The 15,598-nt window shown below is 63.4% G+C and carries 12 protein-coding genes; 6 read left to right on the forward strand and 6 right to left on the reverse strand.

Annotation, left to right across the window (positions count from 1 at the left end; genetic code table 11):
* Positions 1-115: 115 nt before the first annotated feature.
* On the reverse strand, positions 116-1,945 hold the full coding sequence (locus tag Q0A15_RS13660; protein ID WP_291280075.1) for an NAD(P)/FAD-dependent oxidoreductase: 1,830 nt from the start codon (positions 1,943-1,945) through the stop codon (positions 116-118).
* Positions 1,946-2,111: 166 nt separating this feature from the next.
* On the opposite strand from Q0A15_RS13660, the gene Q0A15_RS13665 reads away from it, so the two are divergent.
* The 4 genes from Q0A15_RS13665 to Q0A15_RS13680 all read left to right on the forward strand — a co-directional run bounded on the left by Q0A15_RS13665 (position 2,112) and on the right by Q0A15_RS13680 (position 8,468).
* Positions 2,112-3,275 (forward strand): GAF domain-containing protein, encoded by a 1,164-nt coding sequence (locus tag Q0A15_RS13665; RefSeq protein WP_291280076.1) that lies wholly within the window; start codon positions 2,112-2,114, stop codon positions 3,273-3,275.
* Between the two features lie 76 nt (positions 3,276-3,351).
* Entirely contained in the window at positions 3,352-4,377 is a 1,026-nt protein-coding gene (locus tag Q0A15_RS13670) for a LacI family DNA-binding transcriptional regulator (protein ID WP_291280077.1), read from the forward strand.
* Positions 4,378-4,556: 179 nt separating this feature from the next.
* Positions 4,557-6,908 carry an FAD-dependent oxidoreductase gene (locus Q0A15_RS13675; RefSeq protein WP_291280078.1) on the forward strand — a complete coding sequence of 784 codons (2,352 nt, stop codon included), beginning with the start codon at positions 4,557-4,559 and terminating at the stop codon, positions 6,906-6,908.
* A gap of 162 nt (positions 6,909-7,070) precedes the next feature.
* Complete coding sequence (locus tag Q0A15_RS13680) at positions 7,071-8,468, forward strand: MFS transporter (RefSeq protein WP_291280079.1); 1,398 nt, start codon at positions 7,071-7,073, stop codon at positions 8,466-8,468.
* Positions 8,469-8,572: 104 nt separating this feature from the next.
* Here the strand turns inward: Q0A15_RS13680 and solA are convergent, their stop codons facing one another.
* From solA to Q0A15_RS13700, 4 genes are all read right to left on the reverse strand, one after another.
* Positions 8,573-9,769 (reverse strand): N-methyl-L-tryptophan oxidase, encoded by a 1,197-nt coding sequence (solA, locus tag Q0A15_RS13685; protein WP_291280080.1) that lies wholly within the window; start codon positions 9,767-9,769, stop codon positions 8,573-8,575.
* A 170-nt stretch (positions 9,770-9,939) separates the two neighbouring features.
* Positions 9,940-10,596 (reverse strand): methionine ABC transporter permease, encoded by a 657-nt coding sequence (locus Q0A15_RS13690; protein WP_291280081.1) that lies wholly within the window; start codon positions 10,594-10,596, stop codon positions 9,940-9,942.
* Positions 10,596-11,657, reverse strand: a complete 1,062-nt coding sequence (locus Q0A15_RS13695) for a methionine ABC transporter ATP-binding protein (RefSeq protein WP_291280082.1) — start codon at positions 11,655-11,657, stop codon at positions 10,596-10,598. Before Q0A15_RS13695 ends, Q0A15_RS13690 begins: the two co-directional genes overlap by 1 nt.
* Before the next feature lie 227 nt (positions 11,658-11,884).
* Positions 11,885-12,796 (reverse strand): MetQ/NlpA family ABC transporter substrate-binding protein, encoded by a 912-nt coding sequence (locus Q0A15_RS13700; RefSeq protein WP_291280083.1) that lies wholly within the window; start codon positions 12,794-12,796, stop codon positions 11,885-11,887.
* A gap of 502 nt (positions 12,797-13,298) precedes the next feature.
* On the opposite strand from Q0A15_RS13700, the gene Q0A15_RS13705 reads away from it, so the two are divergent.
* Entirely contained in the window at positions 13,299-13,880 is a 582-nt protein-coding gene (locus Q0A15_RS13705; RefSeq protein WP_291280086.1) for a GTP pyrophosphokinase family protein, read from the forward strand.
* A gap of 124 nt (positions 13,881-14,004) precedes the next feature.
* Here Q0A15_RS13705 and Q0A15_RS13710 read toward each other — a convergent pair whose 3' ends face one another.
* Positions 14,005-14,250 (reverse strand): hypothetical protein, encoded by a 246-nt coding sequence (locus Q0A15_RS13710; protein ID WP_291280084.1) that lies wholly within the window; start codon positions 14,248-14,250, stop codon positions 14,005-14,007.
* 711 nt (positions 14,251-14,961) lie between these two features.
* Here Q0A15_RS13710 and Q0A15_RS13715 point away from each other — a divergent pair.
* Complete coding sequence (locus Q0A15_RS13715; protein ID WP_291280085.1) at positions 14,962-15,483, forward strand: hypothetical protein; 522 nt, start codon at positions 14,962-14,964, stop codon at positions 15,481-15,483.
* Positions 15,484-15,598 lie beyond the last annotated feature (115 nt).

Below are 15,598 nucleotides of genomic sequence, written 5' to 3' on the forward strand. Positions count from 1 at the left end.
CTCGGTGTTGCACATTGCACTGCGGCCGCACCTTCCACTGGCTTTCCGTCACCGCCTCCGGGATGCTCCAGGCGGCGGTGACGGAAAGCCTGGGCAAATGTGTCCGGCAGAAGCGTCAGCGGGTGTGATGCACCGGCGCCAGCCGGTAGACCGGCGTAGGCACCCCCTCGTAACGCGCCTTCAGCTGCAACGCCAGGTAGAGCGAGTAGTGGCGCGACTGATGCAGGTTGCCGCCGTGGAACCACAGGCCCTCCTGCTGGGTGGGCTTCCACATGTTGCGCTGCTCCCCCTCCCACGGTCCGGGGTCCTTTGGGGTATCGGAGCCGAGGCCCCACACCTTGCCGACGGCGTCGGCCACCTCCGGCGAGACGATGTCGGCGACCCAGCCGTTCATGGACCCATAGCCGGTCGCATAGACCACCAGATCGGCGGGCAGCTCCGTACCGTCCTCCAGGACCACGGCATCCTCGGTGAGATGATCCACCTGGCCGTGCGCCAGCTTCACCTCACCGTCGGCCACCAGCTCCGCAGCACCCACGTCGATGTAGTAGCCGGAACCACGGCGCAGGTACTTCAGGAAGAGGCCGGAGCCGTCCGAGCCCCAGTCGTGCCAGAACCCGGCCTTCTCCAGCCGGTCGTAGAAGTCCTTGTCACGCTCGGCCATCTGCTGATACAGCGGGATCTGGAACTCGTGCATGACCTTGTACGGCAGGGACGCGAAGATCAGATCGGCCTTCTCCGTGGTCACGCCGGCGGCGAGCGCACGCTCCGAGTAGAGGTCCCCAAGACCGATGTCCATCAGGGAGTCGCTCTTGACGATGTGGGTGGAGGAGCGCTGCACCATGGTTACGTCCGCGCCGTTCTCCCAGAGGGCGCCGCAGATGTCGAAGGCGGAGTTGTTGGAGCCGATCACCACGACTTGTCTGCCACGGTAGGCGTCCGGTCCCGGGTGCCGGCTGGAGTGCTGCTGCTCGCCCCGGAAGACGTCCTGCCCCGGGTAGCTCGGGATGTTGGGTTTCCCGGACATCCCGGTCGCGAAGACCAGTTGCTTGGGGTGCAGGGTCAGCTTCTCTCCGTCCCGGTTGACCTCCACGCTCCATTCCTTGGCCGCCTCGTCATAGGAAGCCTTCAGCGCCTCGGTCCGGGACCAGTACGGCACCTCCATGACCTTGGTGTAGAACTCCAGCCAGTCCGCGATCTTGTCCTTGGGAGCAAACACGGGCCAGTTGTCGGGGAACTTGATGTAGGGCAGGTGGTCGTACCAGACCGGGTCATGCAGAGCCAGGGACTTGTAGCGGCCCCGCCACTGGTCACCGGGCCGGTCGTACTTGTCGATCACCAGGGACGGCACACCCAGCTGGCGCAAGCGAGCGCCGAGCGCAATGCCACCCTGGCCGCCGCCGATCACCAATGTGTACGGCTGTTCCGTGCGCCCCAGAGATTCGGCCTCCTGTGCCTTGCGTTCCGACCACGTCACTCGGTCAGGGTTGGCGCCGTGCTCCGCCCCCTTGATGCGGCGCGTTCCGCGGGGCTCCTGGAAGCCGGCGAGTTCCTGGAGTGAGGTCAGCAAGGTCCACGCCTTGTGGACCCCGTCCTCCTCGCGAAGCCGGACGAGCCCACGTCCCGTGCCCTCCGCAGTGGAGAACGTGAACCAGACGGTGTTGACGCCGTCCGCGAGGTCGGCCGGCTCCTCCAGCGCGAAGTCGTGCGGGCTGACGCGCTCCAGGTTGGCGGAGAGGAGGTCCTCGACGCCGGCAGGGTTCTCCACGGTGGTGAGGTTCCACGTGAAGGACACGAGGTCCCTCCAGAAGGATTCGGCTTGGAAGCAGTCCGCGGCCGCAGCGATGTCCCGGGCCCTCAACGCGGATTCGAAGCGGCCGAGCCACTCGTTGGCGATGTCATCCGCCTCGGAGGTGGTGGGCGGTGTGAGAGTCGTGGATGACATGGGTACTCCTTCGGATTGCGCCGTTGCAATGAGTTCGACCCGGCACCGGCCAGGCCTGGACTCCACGAACCGTGTGCTGGGTCACATCATTCAAACGCTCTGGGATCCGCACCAGAACCGTTGCAGCGTGTTGCAACCCGGGCTACCCTCACCGCAGGAGGTACCAATGACGGCACCCTTGCCTGCGCCCGTCCCGCTTGATGAGCGGGCCCGCGCCACGCGTCGCATGCATCACGCGGCCCTTGCGGGCTCGGCCTTGCCCGAACGCCCACGCGATCTCGTGGCCCGATCGTGGGAACGCGTTCTGCATCTGGGCCTCGATACCTCCGGCCGAAACCTCCGGGACCCACTGGGGCTGGACCGCGTGGAGCATATGCGCGCCACCTCCCCGCTACGCCACGTGATCGACGACGTGCGCGGCGTGCTCACCACGTCGGCCGATGCGGCGAACTACATCGTGGTGGTCACAGACGCCGAGGGCCGCATCCTCTGGCGTGAGGGAGCCTCCCGAGTCCGGATCACCGCAGACCGCCTGGGCTTCGCAGAGGGCGCCGTCTGGACCGAGGAGCGTGTCGGAACCAATGCGATCGGGACCGCTTTGGCGGAGGCAGCGCCGGTGGACCTCTTCGCGGGCGAGCACTTCGAGTTGGAGCAGCACCCCTGGTACTGCAGCGCGGCGCCCATCCACGATCCGCGCACCGGCAAACTGCTGGGCGTCGTGGACGTGTCCGGCCCGGCGCTCACCCTGCACCCCGCCCTCAGTGCCCTGGTCCGCTCCAGCGCGACGTTGGCGGAGGCCATGCTCCACCAACGGCATCAGGCCGGCTTGGAACGGCTTCGCCGTTCCTCTGCACACCTGGTGCGCTCGGGGCCGGCGCTGGTGGTGGACGACGACGGGTGGGTGGCTTCCAGCGTGGGCCTCACTCCGCGCGAACGGATTTCCGCCCCTGTGCCCGACGTGCCGTTGGCGGTCCCTGGCATCGGCACCTGCGTGCCGGAGCGACTTCCGGACGGCTGGTTGATCCGCCCGTCCGGTCCTCGTTCCCGCCTCAGTGCCGTGCTTCGCGGAACCTCCCTCGAGGTCTCCTCCGATGGTGAACCGTGGACTGTTGAACTGACCCCACGGCATGCGCAGATCCTGCTGCTGCTGACAACGGCTGGCCGCGATGGCCTCACCGCACCACGATTGAGCGTGGCCCTGTTCGGGGACGCGGACCACGCAGTGACCATTCGGGCGGAAATCTCCCGACTGCGCAGGGCGGTCGGATCCATCATCGCCACCGGTCCGTATCGGATCGCCGACGACGTGGATGTGCTGGCGCAGGACTGAATCCACCGCTCAACCACACATGAGAGCGCGCGACACGTGCTCTGCGGTTGCTTCGTCGCGTCGATACGATGACGCCATGCCTAGCCCGAAGGAAGACGCACCCAAACGCCCCACCATTCGTGACGTGGCAGCAGTTGCAGGAGTGTCAAAGTCTCTAGTCTCCCGCGCATTCGTGGATCCCCAACGCGTAGGAAGCGACAGCCTCAAACGCATCAATGATGCGGCCAACCGCCTGGGCTTTGCACCAAGCTGGTCGGCGCGAACGCTCAACGGACCGGACGGCGGTTTCGTGGGCATTGTGGTCTCAGACCTGTACTCGCCAGCCTTTGCCCCTATGGTCATTGGTGCGTATCGACGCCTCAAGTCCGAAGGACTGGATGTCCTACTCTCGGCAGCCAGCCTCAGTGAACCTGGCGCGGATCGAACCTTGGAAGAGGCTCCCATCGCCTTCTTGCGCGGGCTGCGACCAACGAAAATGATTGTCATCGGTGGAGTTCACGACATGTCGACGCTAGCACCCCTTGCCACCGCCGTCCCAACGGTCGTGGCCGGCGTGCGCGACGTCGCTCTGGATTCGATCGCCGAAGTCTTCACCGACGACGACGCAGGGATGGACCTCGTCGTGGAGCACTTGACCGGACTCGGACACACCCGCATCACGCATCTTGCCGGTATCGGACGCGTCGGCACAGCGAGGTCCCAGGCCTACGTTCAGGCAATGAATGTCCGCGGGCTCGGCCATCAGATCCACGTTGAGTCCGCTGACTTCGAGGAGGCTGCCGGATACGCCGCCGCATCCCGAGTATTGGACGCGGCGGAACCGCCTACGGCCATAACTGCAGCTGGTGATCCAGCAGCCATCGGGGCGCTGGCTGCCGTGCGCGAACGGGGCGCCTTGGTGTCAGTAGTGGGATACGGAAACGCCCCATCGTCGTCATACCGGCTAGCGCAGCTGACAACCGTGGATCCGGATAACCAGACCATCGGCGCGCAGGCGGCGGAAACTCTATTGAGGGCCCAAGCCAGCCACCCGAAACAGGGGCAGCACCTGCACGTACCTCCGCGGCTCATCCTGCGATCCACCACGCACCCGGTCGTTTAAGCAGCGGCGTCCGAACACGGCCATCCGGCCCGTGATTCATAGTCTCCAGGGCTGACAGTCGGCCTTCTGTTGGACTCGAACAGGAAACACACTATTGACATGACATGTTTACATGCATAGTGTGTGGACCGGTCCACATGACGTGCACCACAATCACTACAGATGCGGAGAGAGCACCGATGCGCACAGTCGCAGAGGAATACGAAGTCGCCGTCGCTGGCGGAGGGTTGGCCGGATTCTCAGCTGCTATTGCCGCAGCGCGGCACGGAGCCAAGACGGTCCTAATCCAGGATCGTCCAGTCCTGGGAGGCAACTCTTCCTCAGAGGTCCGTGTAACCCCACACGGGGCTGCAGCCTTTCACGGATACGCACGAGAGACCGGCATCATCGCCGAGGCGCTGGTTCAGGACCGAGTCACCAACCACGCCACCATCGAGGAGAACGGCTGGACCAACTCCGTCTGGGACCTGACTCTCTACGACATGGCCGTGCGCACCGAGAACTTGACGTTGCACATGAACACCGGTGTCGAAGCAGCCACAGTCAAGAACGGGCGCATTACATCCATCCAGGCGCGAACCTGGGGCGCTGAGCTGATTCACGACATCCATGCTGGCGCCTTCATCGACTGCACGGGTGAGGGCACCCTTGGCGACGTGGCCGGCAATCCATCACGCTTCGGGCAGGAATCGTCCTCGGAATTCGATGAGGCCTACGCACCCACTGTCGGCGATGAGCACACCATGGGTTCATCTCTTCATTTCAAGACCGTGGACACCGGTTCACCCACCGAGTTCCATGCCCCCGACTGGGCCGTTCGCTACGACAACGACGACTTCCTGGTGAAGGGCGGGCGCAAGATTCAGACGTTGGACAGCGGGTATTGGTGGATCGAGCTCGGGGCGCCATGGAACACGCTTTACGAGAACGAAACCCTCCGCCATGAACTCACCCGCCACGTCCTGGGGATCTGGGACTACCTGAAGAATCGCCACCCGTACTGGTCGATGCATGCCAAGAACCGGTCACTCGACTGGGTAGGGCAGGTCCCCGGAAAGCGCGAGTCTCGCCGACTCGAGGGTCGCCATCTTCTGCTCGAACAGGACCTGACAGGGAACCGCATCTTCGATGATGAGGTCGCCTTTGGCGGTTGGTACCTTGATCTGCACACCATTGGCGGCCTCCTGAAGGAGGTTGCCGAACCCAGCACTCAGAACCAGTGGAGCGACCCGCACAAGGCTTCAATGGGGTCCAAGTACGTCGGCCCTTTCGGGATCCCTCTGAGCGCACTCACCTCTGCGGCATTGTCCAACCTCTTCTTCGCCGGACGGAATGTCTCCGCTACTCATTCGGCCATGAGCGCCACGCGCGTCATGGGCACCTGCGCCTCCATGGGGCAAGCTGTGGGCGTCGCAGCGGCGTTGCACCACCGAGCAGACAGTGTCGCCGACGCCGCAACGTCCGATGTCACCACTATCCAGCAGACCCTGTTGCGCGACGGAGCGTTCTTGGTCCACGTGGACAACCAGGACCCGTTGGACCTTGCCCGCTCTGCCACGATTTCAGCTAGTTCGAGCGACGTCGTCACTGGGGTTGGCCCCTCGTCCCCGGATCGACTCAACGGCGTGGGTCACTGGCGCAACTACCCACTGTATCCCTACACCGGCGACCTTGAACGCCGTACAGCACAATGGATCATCCGCGGCGAAGGCGACCCCCTGGACACCGTGAGTCTGGCCCTGTCCAACACCACTGGAGCAGACACCCGCGTCAAGGCGACCCTCTACTCCGTCACGGATATTTGGGACTACCGCGTCGAAGCAGGTGAGCCGCTGGCAGAAACAGAACTTGTAGTCCCTGCCGGAGGCCCGCACTGGGTGGATTGGGACGTCAAATTACCGGTGTCCGACTCCACGAGCTATATCCGCATCGACCTGCAGCAGGCGTCCGGAGTCGTTTGGCACATCTCGCCAGCCGTCCAGGCGGGCCTCATCGCCGCCTACGAGGACCACCCCGGCCACTATCGCCGTTTCGGCTCGGGTCAGACCCTTTCCTTCCGGGTCTCTCCTGCCCAGCACGGCTACGAGCCGAGCCAGGTCGTCACCGGAGAGGCACGTCCGCACCGTTCCACGAACCAATGGCGCTCGGATTTATCGCTTCCGCTGCCGGCCTGGCTGCAGCTCGACTGGGATGAACCACAAACGTTGCGCCAGGTCCAGGTGACCTTCCCGGGCCACCTCCTGCGCGAGTACCACGCCTATCCCGCGTTCTACCGTGACCCCGACACACTGCGTGACTACGAGATTCAGGTTGCAGATGGCCAGACCTGGAAAACCGTCATCCGTGTCGAAGGCAACACCGCAACCCGCGTCGTGCACACCCTCGAACACCCCGCCGTTTCCGGTGGCCTCAGGCTCGTGGCACTTGCTACCAACGGAGGACCAGCGGCAGGGGTCTATGAGATCCGGGCTTATGCAAGTCCTGTTTGCACCCTTCCCTCCTACTCCGGTTTCGAGATCTCAACTTCGTAACCGGTCGTCCGGCATCTACCGGACTCCCAATGGCCGGGCAGGCGTTTCGTCCCGCCTGCCCGGCCACCACGGTCTCCTAGACCGACGATCCGCGCCGAATCCCTCGGCACCCTAATCTGGACCCCCTCCGGCGATGTCCTTGAGCAGAGAGGCTTGAGAGTCATGAACAAAGTGGTCATACGCAATCGGCGTGACATCCTTAAATACCTGGAAGACAACCCCCGCAATACTCCCCGAGTAGGCATTCTCTTCGCCATCGCCCTGACTTCGGTCTTCGCCGACGCCTACGACCTAGGGAGCCTCAGCATCGGCGTTGCTTCTCTCACCAACGATCTGGGGCTGACCGCAACGCAGGTTGGCATTATCACCTCATCCACAGCTATCGGCGCGTTGGTAAGCGCGCTCGCTGGCGGCATGATCGCTGATCGAACTGGACGCTATCGGCTCTTCATCATCTGTGCGGTCCTCCTGGTCATTGCCCCCATCGGAGTTGCCCTGTCCGTGAACTTCTGGATGGTGCTTTTCTTCCGTGTTGTGCTTGGTATTGCGGTTGGGCTGGACATACCCGTCGCCTTCTCTTTTATGGCTGAACTACTCACAAAAGAGACCAGCGCCAAATTCATCAACTTCTGGCAGCCGGTGTCGTCCTTCTCCAACATCCTCGGTGTGGCCATTGCCCTGCCGTTTGCCCTTGGTGCCGTAACCTCCGGTATCTGGCGCTATACGGTTGGCTTTGGGGCCGTCATCGCCCTTGTCGCCTTGGTGCTGCGTCTAAAGTATTCCGAGGAATCTCCGCTCTGGTCGGCTAAACACCAGAATCTGATTAAGGCTGCAAAGGTTCTCGAAACCACCTACGACATCAAAGTCCAACTGGAGCCGGATGGCACCGACGATCAGGAGATCGATCCGAGTAGGCGTCGCTACGGTCTGAGTCTGCTCTTCGAAATCGGGCAACTTCCCAAAACCGTTCTGGTGTCCGTCTGTTCCTTCTGCCAGCAGTTGCAGTACTACGGAATCGGTTTCTACGTCCCGCTCATTGCTGGCATGGTGTTTGGGCACGACCTGGTCTCCACCATCATCGCCACGATCTGCGCTCAAGCAGTCGCGATGATCGCTGGACTCATCGGAGTTCGCTTGACCTCTCGCCTCGGACTACGCCAGCTGGGCCTGATCGGCTACAGCATCGTCTTGGTCAGTCTTCTGTGGATGAGTTTCGTTGGAGTGGACAGCGATCATCCATCACTACTTCCGATCGTGCTCGTGTGCCTCATGCTTGCGGGCACCGCATTCGGCCCCGGCCCTCTGTCCAAGACTCTTGCAGCGGTCGTGTACCCCACTGAAATTCGTGGCATGGGCACAGGCTGGTCGGAGACCATGGGGCGCGCGGGATCCATCATCGGGTTGTTCTTCTTCCCGGTGGTTCTCGCGGCGGTTGGAGTCCAGACCACAATGCTTATCATCTCCGTGTTCCCCATTTTGGCGATCGTTTCCTTGATCACCGTGCATTGGGGCAGCAAAAGCGAACGCAAGCCCCAAGAGCTGACGGTGGTAGCAGGTTGACAACACGCTGGGTGTGGGTGTGCACAGTGAAGCTCGTGCACACCCACACCCAGGAGGGCTGTTTAGGCCAAGGCCGCAGCAGGAAATCACTCGCCAAGTACTGGCTATCCGAACGGCAATGCCGCAACAGCCATGGCAACCTCGGGAAAGCGATCCGGGTTCATGAAGGCCACGTCCGTGTAGGTGTCCTCACCCAGAGCGATCTGGGCCAGCAGTTCACCGATGCCTGCGGTGTGCTTGAACCCGTGGCCGGAGTCGCCTCCGGCGAGCACGAGACGTGGATCCCCGCCCGGGCGACCGATCAGGAACTGCGAATCCGGGGAGTGCGTCACCATGCACGGGATGGTGCGGGCGGGCATCGGTTCGATCCCGTCGAAGGCATCCGCGACCCATTCCGAGACCTGGCCCAGGTCTTCACGCGGGTGGATGTAGCGGTCCAGTGCATCGGCGTCCGTGGCGGCGAAGTCGGCGAACTCCCCGTCCATGCCGATCTTCACCTGCCATGTTCCCTCGGGGCCATCGTAGGAACCGTGACCCCACAGCCGTCGTCCGTCCGGCAGGTCGTGCACCACGGCTGGGAAGTCCGGCATCGCGAACTCGGCCTCGTGACCGGGCTTGGGGTCCCACCAGAACATCGGAGTGCGTCGAGGGATCAGTGGCAGCCCCGGGATCAGCTTCGGATTCCACGCGCCGGCCGCCACGATGGCCTGACGGGCCCGCACCGTGGCAACGGGCGTGGTCACCCGGACACCGTCGTCGAGCATTTCCAGCCCGGTGACGCGAGTGTCCGCGAGGACCCGCGCTCCTGCGCGGACCGCGGCCTCCCCCTGAGCACGAACGTCCCGCTCGGGGAAACAGACTCCGGCCTCTGGGTCGATCACCCCGACGGCACGCTGGTCGGTGCCCGTGAACTGTGGGAAGCGGCGCAGGAGTTCCTCGTGATCCAGTTCCTCGAGGGTGATCCCGGCCTGGGCCGCCGCTGCCTTGGTCCCTGCGATGGGAGGGGTGTCGGGGGCCCCGACGGACAGGCAGCCGGTGGTCATGATGAGGCTCTGCCCGGTCTCCCGCCCCAGCTCCTGCAGGAGATCTCGCGATTTGCGTGCGATCGGAGCCAACCCGGGATGCTCCTGGCAGGCCACCCGGAACAGTCGGGTGGTGCCGTGAGAGGAACCCAGGTGATGGCCCAGCCCGTAGCGGTCGATGCCCACCACGTTCACACCACGTTCGGCCAGCCTCCACAGCGCCGCCGCCCCGAAGGCCCCTAGTCCGATGACGACGATATCCGTGGTGATCTCTTCCATGTCCACCATCCTAGGAGCCGGGCTGCCTGCAGGTGGACCCGCCCCAGCTCATGAACTACTGGCGCGGTGCATGCGGGTCCATGCCCTGGCACAGAACTGAGGCGACACAAAGGCGGGGCGCCCCCACAGAGGGGACGCCCCGCCGTCGGGCATGAGGACTCGGAGCCGCCTCAGCGGCGCATGACCCGCTTGGCCAACCAGTTGCCGAGCATCTGCGCCAACTGCACCAGCACGATGATGGTGATGACCGCGAGCAGCGTGACCTTGGTGTCGAACTGCTGGTAACCGTAGGTGATCGCGAAGTCGCCCAGGCCGCCGCCGCCGATGTAACCGGCCACGGCGGACATGTCCACCACACCGATGAACAGGAAGGTGTAGGCCAGGATCAACGGGCCGAGCGCCTCCGGCATCACCACGCCGAAGAGCACGCGCCAACGCCCGGCACCCATGGATCGTGCGGCCTCCACGACCCCGGGGTCCACGGCCACGAGGTTCTGCTCGATCAACCGGCCGAACACCACGCCCGCCATCAGCGTCATGGGGACCAAGGCCGCCTGCCAGCCCGTGGTCACGCCGATCAGCGCCTTCGCAGTGGGCTGCATCAACGCGATGAAGATGATGAACGGAATGGGCCGGAAGATGTTGATGATCACGTTCACCACGTTGAACACCACGCGGTTCTGCAACAGGTTGCCCGGCCGCGTGGCGTAGAGCAGCAGGCCGATGATCAGGCCGAGGATGCCGCCCAGAACCATGGTGATCAGCACCATGTAGAGGGTCTTCTCGATCGAGTCGCCCCACTGCTCCACCAGGAATGACCAATCCATCAGGCAGCCTCCTCGTTCTCAGCGTTCCAGTCGATGACGTCGGTCTGCTCCCGCAGTTCCCGAACCACCTGACTCAGTTTGGTCTCGTCTCCGCGCAACACATAGGTCAGCGAACCGATGGGGCGTTCTCCGATCTCCGTCACTGAACCGTAGACCACGTCCGCGTGGACGTTGCCGACGCGCTGCAGAACGGCCGCGACGTCCACGCTGCCGCCCACCTCCGCGCGGTCCACCACGGAGACCGTCACGAGTCGGCCGTCGTACCGGCCGCGTAGGCGAGCCACCGTCTCCGGGCTCGGCTGGTCCTGGATGGTGGAATCGATGAAGCGCCGGGTGGAGGCGTTCTTGGGGTAAGCGAAGATGTCGTACACCGGGCCGGCCTCCAGCAGCGCACCCTTCTCCAACACCGCGACGTCGTCGCAGATGCTGCGCACCACGTGCATCTCGTGCGTGATGACCAGGATGGTGGTGCCGAGCTCGCGATTGATCTTGGTCAGCAGCCCAAGCACGTCCTGCGTGGTCTCGGGGTCCAGCGCGGAAGTGGCCTCGTCGGCGAGCAGGATCTTGGGGTCCGTGGCCAGTGCGCGGGCGATACCCACACGCTGCTTCTGGCCGCCGGAGAGCTGGGTGGGGCGGGCCTTGGCCTTGTCTGCGATACCCACGAACTCGAGGAGTTCCTTCACGCGAGCCTGGCGCTTGGCCTTGTCCCAACCCGCCAGCTTCAGCGGGTAGGCAACGTTGGCGGCCACGGAGCGGGAGTTGAAGAGGTTGAACTGCTGGAAGACCATACCGATGGTGGAACGGAGCTTCTTCAGCCCTGTCTCACCGAGCGTGGTGACTTCCTGGCCGTCCACCTGCACGGACCCCGAGGATGGCGTCTCCAGGGCATTCACCAACCGCACCAGGGTGGACTTACCCGCGCCCGAGTAGCCGATCACTCCGGTGATGGATCCCTCTCGGATCCCCAGAGTGATGTGGTCAAGGGCCGGTGGCGGGGTTGCACCCTTGACGGGTTTCCCGAACACCTTGGTGACATCGGTGAAAGTGACGATGTCGCTCATCTGGCCTCCTCGAGGCGTTGTTCTTGGGCTGCCTCCCCCTTGCGGCTCATAGCGAGCCCGTTGGGTTTGGATGCGTTCTGGATTTGGCACTGCACCTTACGGGACTTTCGCGGCGATGCCGGTATCCACGCTGCAGGCACAACGGCCAATGACGTGTGGGGCGGCGCCCGGAACCGAGGTCGGTTCCGCGTGCCACCCCACGACGTTGTGAGAGCATCAGCCCAGGATCACTCGGCTCCGCCGTTGTCCTTGATGTCCTTCTCGATCTGAGCCAGCGTGTCCTGCAGGTCCTTGGGGTCGTTGGTCTTGAAGACGCCGCCCTCACCGAGGTCCTTGACGATGGCCTTCTCCACCTCGGGGTCGTGGTAAAGGTCCGCGACCTCCTTCAGGGTCTTGTTGTCCTTGTCCTTCTCACGCACCACGAAGATGTTGATGTAGGGCTTGGCAACATCCGAGTTCGGGTCGTCAGCGGTGACGATGTCGTCGTCGCTGAGCTTGGCGGCCGTGGCGTAGTTGTTGTTCACGATGGCGCCGGCCAGTCCATCCACCTGCTGAGCGGTCTGCTTGGCATCAACGGGCACGACCTCCACCTTGGACTTGTCCTTGTCCAGATCGGCGATGGTGGTGACGGTGCTGAAGGGCTTCTTGAGCTCGATCAGGCCGGCCTCGCTGAGCACGCCCAAGGAACGGGCGGAGTTCACCGGGTCGTTGGGGATGGCAACCTTGTCGCCGTTTTTGAAGTCCTCAACCGAGTCGTACTTCGTGGAGTACAAGGGCAGCGGGTAGACCGCGGTGGCGGTGATGGGCTGAAGGTTCTGGTCCTGCTTCACGTTGGAGTTGGCCAGGTACTGCAGGTGCTGGAACTCGTTCATGTCGAGTTCGCCGTTGTCCAAGGCCTTGTTTGGCTGGTTGTAGTCGGAGAAGTTCTTGAACTTCACATCGACGCCGGTCTCCTCCTTGACCTTCTTCTTGTAGACCTGCCAGTACGACTCGGCGCCGTCCGCGACACCGATGGTGACGGTCTTGACGTCGTCGCCGATGGCCTCATCAGCGTCATTGCCGCCACCGCAGGCGGTCAGGGACAGGGCTGCGATGGCGCCGAGGGCGCCAAGGCGGAGTGCGAGGCGATGCTTGGACATGAGAGAGATTCCTTGGGTTCAGTGGTGCGTGGCTTACGGCTGTGTGCCGCACTGGGATCAATGGGACCACATCGAATCATTCCCGGGCAAAGTGGGATTCTTCCGAAGGGTAAGCGCCAGGCTCCGGCATTTTCCGGAAGTTCTCGAATGATCTTCGATATCTCGTGTTACCGGCGGGTGAAGCATCGAGCACTGGCACCATGCGCCGTCATCCATATTGACGCACCTACGCCGCCATCCCGCCCCGATCGTGACCGACTATGACCAACGTCTCCTCGGCCGGACCACATTCAGCCTGCGCACGGACTGCCCGGCTACCCTTTCGACGTAGCAGTTGCGGCCGTGGGGTCGTGGCACAGGGACCCCGACGCCTAAGGACGATGCGATGCACAACGAGCCGGAGATCTCGGAAGCAGTGACCAGGCTTGCAGAGATCGCAGCGCCTCTGGCGGAGTCCAACGGTGAGGACTTCAAGACCTTACGCACCGGCTTGCAGCGGTTCATGTTGGAGTACGAGTTCGGACTGCAGGAGATTGAGACCAAGATCGACATCCTCCGCCAGGAGTTCCAGCATGTCCACGACTACAACCCCATTGAACACGTGGCGACCCGGATCAAGTCTCCAGAATCGCTGGCAACGAAGATCCGGGATCGCGGGCTGGCTCCGTCCCTACCCGAGATCCGTAAGCACATCACCGATATCGCCGGCGCCCGTGTGGTCTGCTCCTTCAAACGCGACACCTACCGGATCTTCGACTTGCTCTCCCGTCAGAACGACATCGAAGTGCTCGAGGTCAAGGACTACATCGCCCACCCCAAGCCCAACGGCTACACCTCACTTCACGCCATTGTGCAGGTCCCGATCTTCCTCTCCACCGGCCCAACACCCGTGACCGTGGAGATCCAGTTCCGCACCATCGCCATGGACTTCTGGGCCGCACTGGAACACAAGATCCACTACAAGTTCGACGGCGACGTCCCCGCGGACATCACCGAGGAACTCACCCGCGCAGCGCACATGGCCGGCAACCTGGACTCCACGATGCAGGCGCTCGACGAACGCGTCCACGGCCGCCGCGAGTAACCGCGAATTTCCAGGCCCGACGGCGCGGCCCCGGCGCCGCGTGCCCGGCGCCGGGCGCCGGGCACCGGGCGCGCTCTGGCCGTCCACACCGCAAGGTCGGTCCGCACCGCTTGCGTTCCCTTGATCAGCCCCTGTCCGTCGGCCACCTAGGCGCGTACCGTGCGTTCATGGCTTCCACCAACTCCAGGTTCTCCTTGTTCTCCACCGGATCCTTCCTCTCCATCGGCTCCAAGAATTCCTTAATGTCGATCGGCAGTGTGGGATCGGCCTTCTCGATCGGATCCATCGGCTCCTTCGCCTCGATCTTCTCCGTCGCCTCCGCCGTATCCATGGGAGCGATCATGTCGTGGCGCTCGGTCGCCGCGGTCATGGACGCACGCCACCACGGGCTGCGTCGTAGTCATCAGGAGCAGTCCACACGCCGCGGCTGAGCCGCGCGAGAACACCCGGCGTTCGCGCCCAGGTCCTCGCTCCGATACAGCTTCTCTTCGGCTCCCCGTCGGAACCAGTCGGAACGCCGACGTCCACTCGAAGCTCCTCACGCCGTGGCTACCCTCGCGTCGTGGTTACCCTCATGCCGTGGCGACTCACCACGTCAAGGTGACTCTCCACGTTGTGGTGATGACTCCTTGTACCCGCCGTAGCGCCCCTCACGCCGGAGTGGCTGGCCGGGGCCCACCAAAACGTCAGGGGTGCCTCCTCCCTGTTGTCACCGCAGAAACCACCGTCGGAGGGAGCTTCGCTGATACATCTCTAGAATGCATTTAGCGGTGAATCGAAATACACGCCTTAGATGCGCTCAAGAATCAGCTTGAACCACTTGTTGAAGCATATCAAGGACTATCTTTCGTGCGCTGTCTTCATGCCGATCGAACATGCATTGTATTTGCCCACAGCGCCGCGGCCAGGGGCGAAGCTTGCGGAACCCGCAGGCCTCCACGCTGGGCGCAAACACGCTGCAAATGGCCGTCAGTTCGGCGTGTCGTCCACACTTAGTGAGACCACTCCACTAATTCCTGGGAAAACCCTGGCAAATCCGCAGAAACCTTGACCGAAGATCCGCCGAGAGTAAGATTAGTGCATGGCAACCAATCACGGTTCCCATGATGGGGGAACGGACGCAACCAAGGGCACCGGTGCGATTCATTCAGCATCCGGTAGCAAGCCCTCAAGTCGCGTCGCCTCGACCACCGAAACACCTCAAGACCGTCACGGTACCGGTCAGGATCACGGCGGGCAGGTGCACCCGGGGATTGCAGCCATCAAGAACGCCCTGGGCAGCCTCACGTCGACTCGCGCAGTATCGACAGACACCACTGCCCCGCGACTGGACCTGGCTGCACTGTCTGATGAGGAGACGTTGGCGAGCATCGGGCAGCTTGAAACGATCGGGCGGATCATCGAGTCCGTGCAGGCCGTGTTGACCTCCCACCTGATCGACTCACGCACCGCAGAGCAGAGGGCCAAGGACCGTTCACCGCGTAACGTCCGCGCCGGCGTCATTCGGGACGTCAGCCTGCACCGTGGCCTGAACGCCACTCGGGCGCGCAAGGTCGTCGACGTCGCCATCGACGCCCCGGAGCCTGTCAAGTTTTCTGTGTAAGCCCTCCTGATATTTCTTGGTTGTTGGTGGGTCAGAGGTAGGGGTTGATGCGCTCGGGGTAGGCGACGGCGAGTTGGGCGAGGGCTTGTTTCCAGTTGGTGGTTACCGCGCCTTC

It is taken from the genome of Galactobacter sp., assembly GCF_022712295.1.
GTDB lineage: Bacteria > Actinomycetota > Actinomycetes > Actinomycetales > Micrococcaceae > Galactobacter.

Excerpts from the sequence above, each read along its gene's own strand:
- Q0A15_RS13660 (WP_291280075.1), bottom strand. The coding sequence starts at position 1,945 with ATGTCATCCACGACTCTCACACCGCCCACCACCTCCGAGGCGGATGAC.
- Q0A15_RS13665 (WP_291280076.1), top strand. The coding sequence starts at position 2,112 with ATGACGGCACCCTTGCCTGCGCCCGTCCCGCTTGATGAGCGGGCCCGC.
- Q0A15_RS13670 (WP_291280077.1), top strand. The coding sequence starts at position 3,352 with ATGCCTAGCCCGAAGGAAGACGCACCCAAACGCCCCACCATTCGTGAC.
- Q0A15_RS13675 (WP_291280078.1), top strand. The coding sequence starts at position 4,557 with ATGCGCACAGTCGCAGAGGAATACGAAGTCGCCGTCGCTGGCGGAGGG.
- Q0A15_RS13680 (WP_291280079.1), top strand. The coding sequence starts at position 7,071 with ATGAACAAAGTGGTCATACGCAATCGGCGTGACATCCTTAAATACCTG.
- solA (WP_291280080.1), bottom strand. The coding sequence starts at position 9,769 with ATGGAAGAGATCACCACGGATATCGTCGTCATCGGACTAGGGGCCTTC.
- Q0A15_RS13690 (WP_291280081.1), bottom strand. The coding sequence starts at position 10,596 with ATGGATTGGTCATTCCTGGTGGAGCAGTGGGGCGACTCGATCGAGAAG.
- Q0A15_RS13695 (WP_291280082.1), bottom strand. The coding sequence starts at position 11,657 with ATGAGCGACATCGTCACTTTCACCGATGTCACCAAGGTGTTCGGGAAA.
- Q0A15_RS13700 (WP_291280083.1), bottom strand. The coding sequence starts at position 12,796 with ATGTCCAAGCATCGCCTCGCACTCCGCCTTGGCGCCCTCGGCGCCATC.
- Q0A15_RS13705 (WP_291280086.1), top strand. The coding sequence starts at position 13,299 with ATGTTGGAGTACGAGTTCGGACTGCAGGAGATTGAGACCAAGATCGAC.
- Q0A15_RS13710 (WP_291280084.1), bottom strand. The coding sequence starts at position 14,250 with ATGACCGCGGCGACCGAGCGCCACGACATGATCGCTCCCATGGATACG.
- Q0A15_RS13715 (WP_291280085.1), top strand. The coding sequence starts at position 14,962 with ATGGCAACCAATCACGGTTCCCATGATGGGGGAACGGACGCAACCAAG.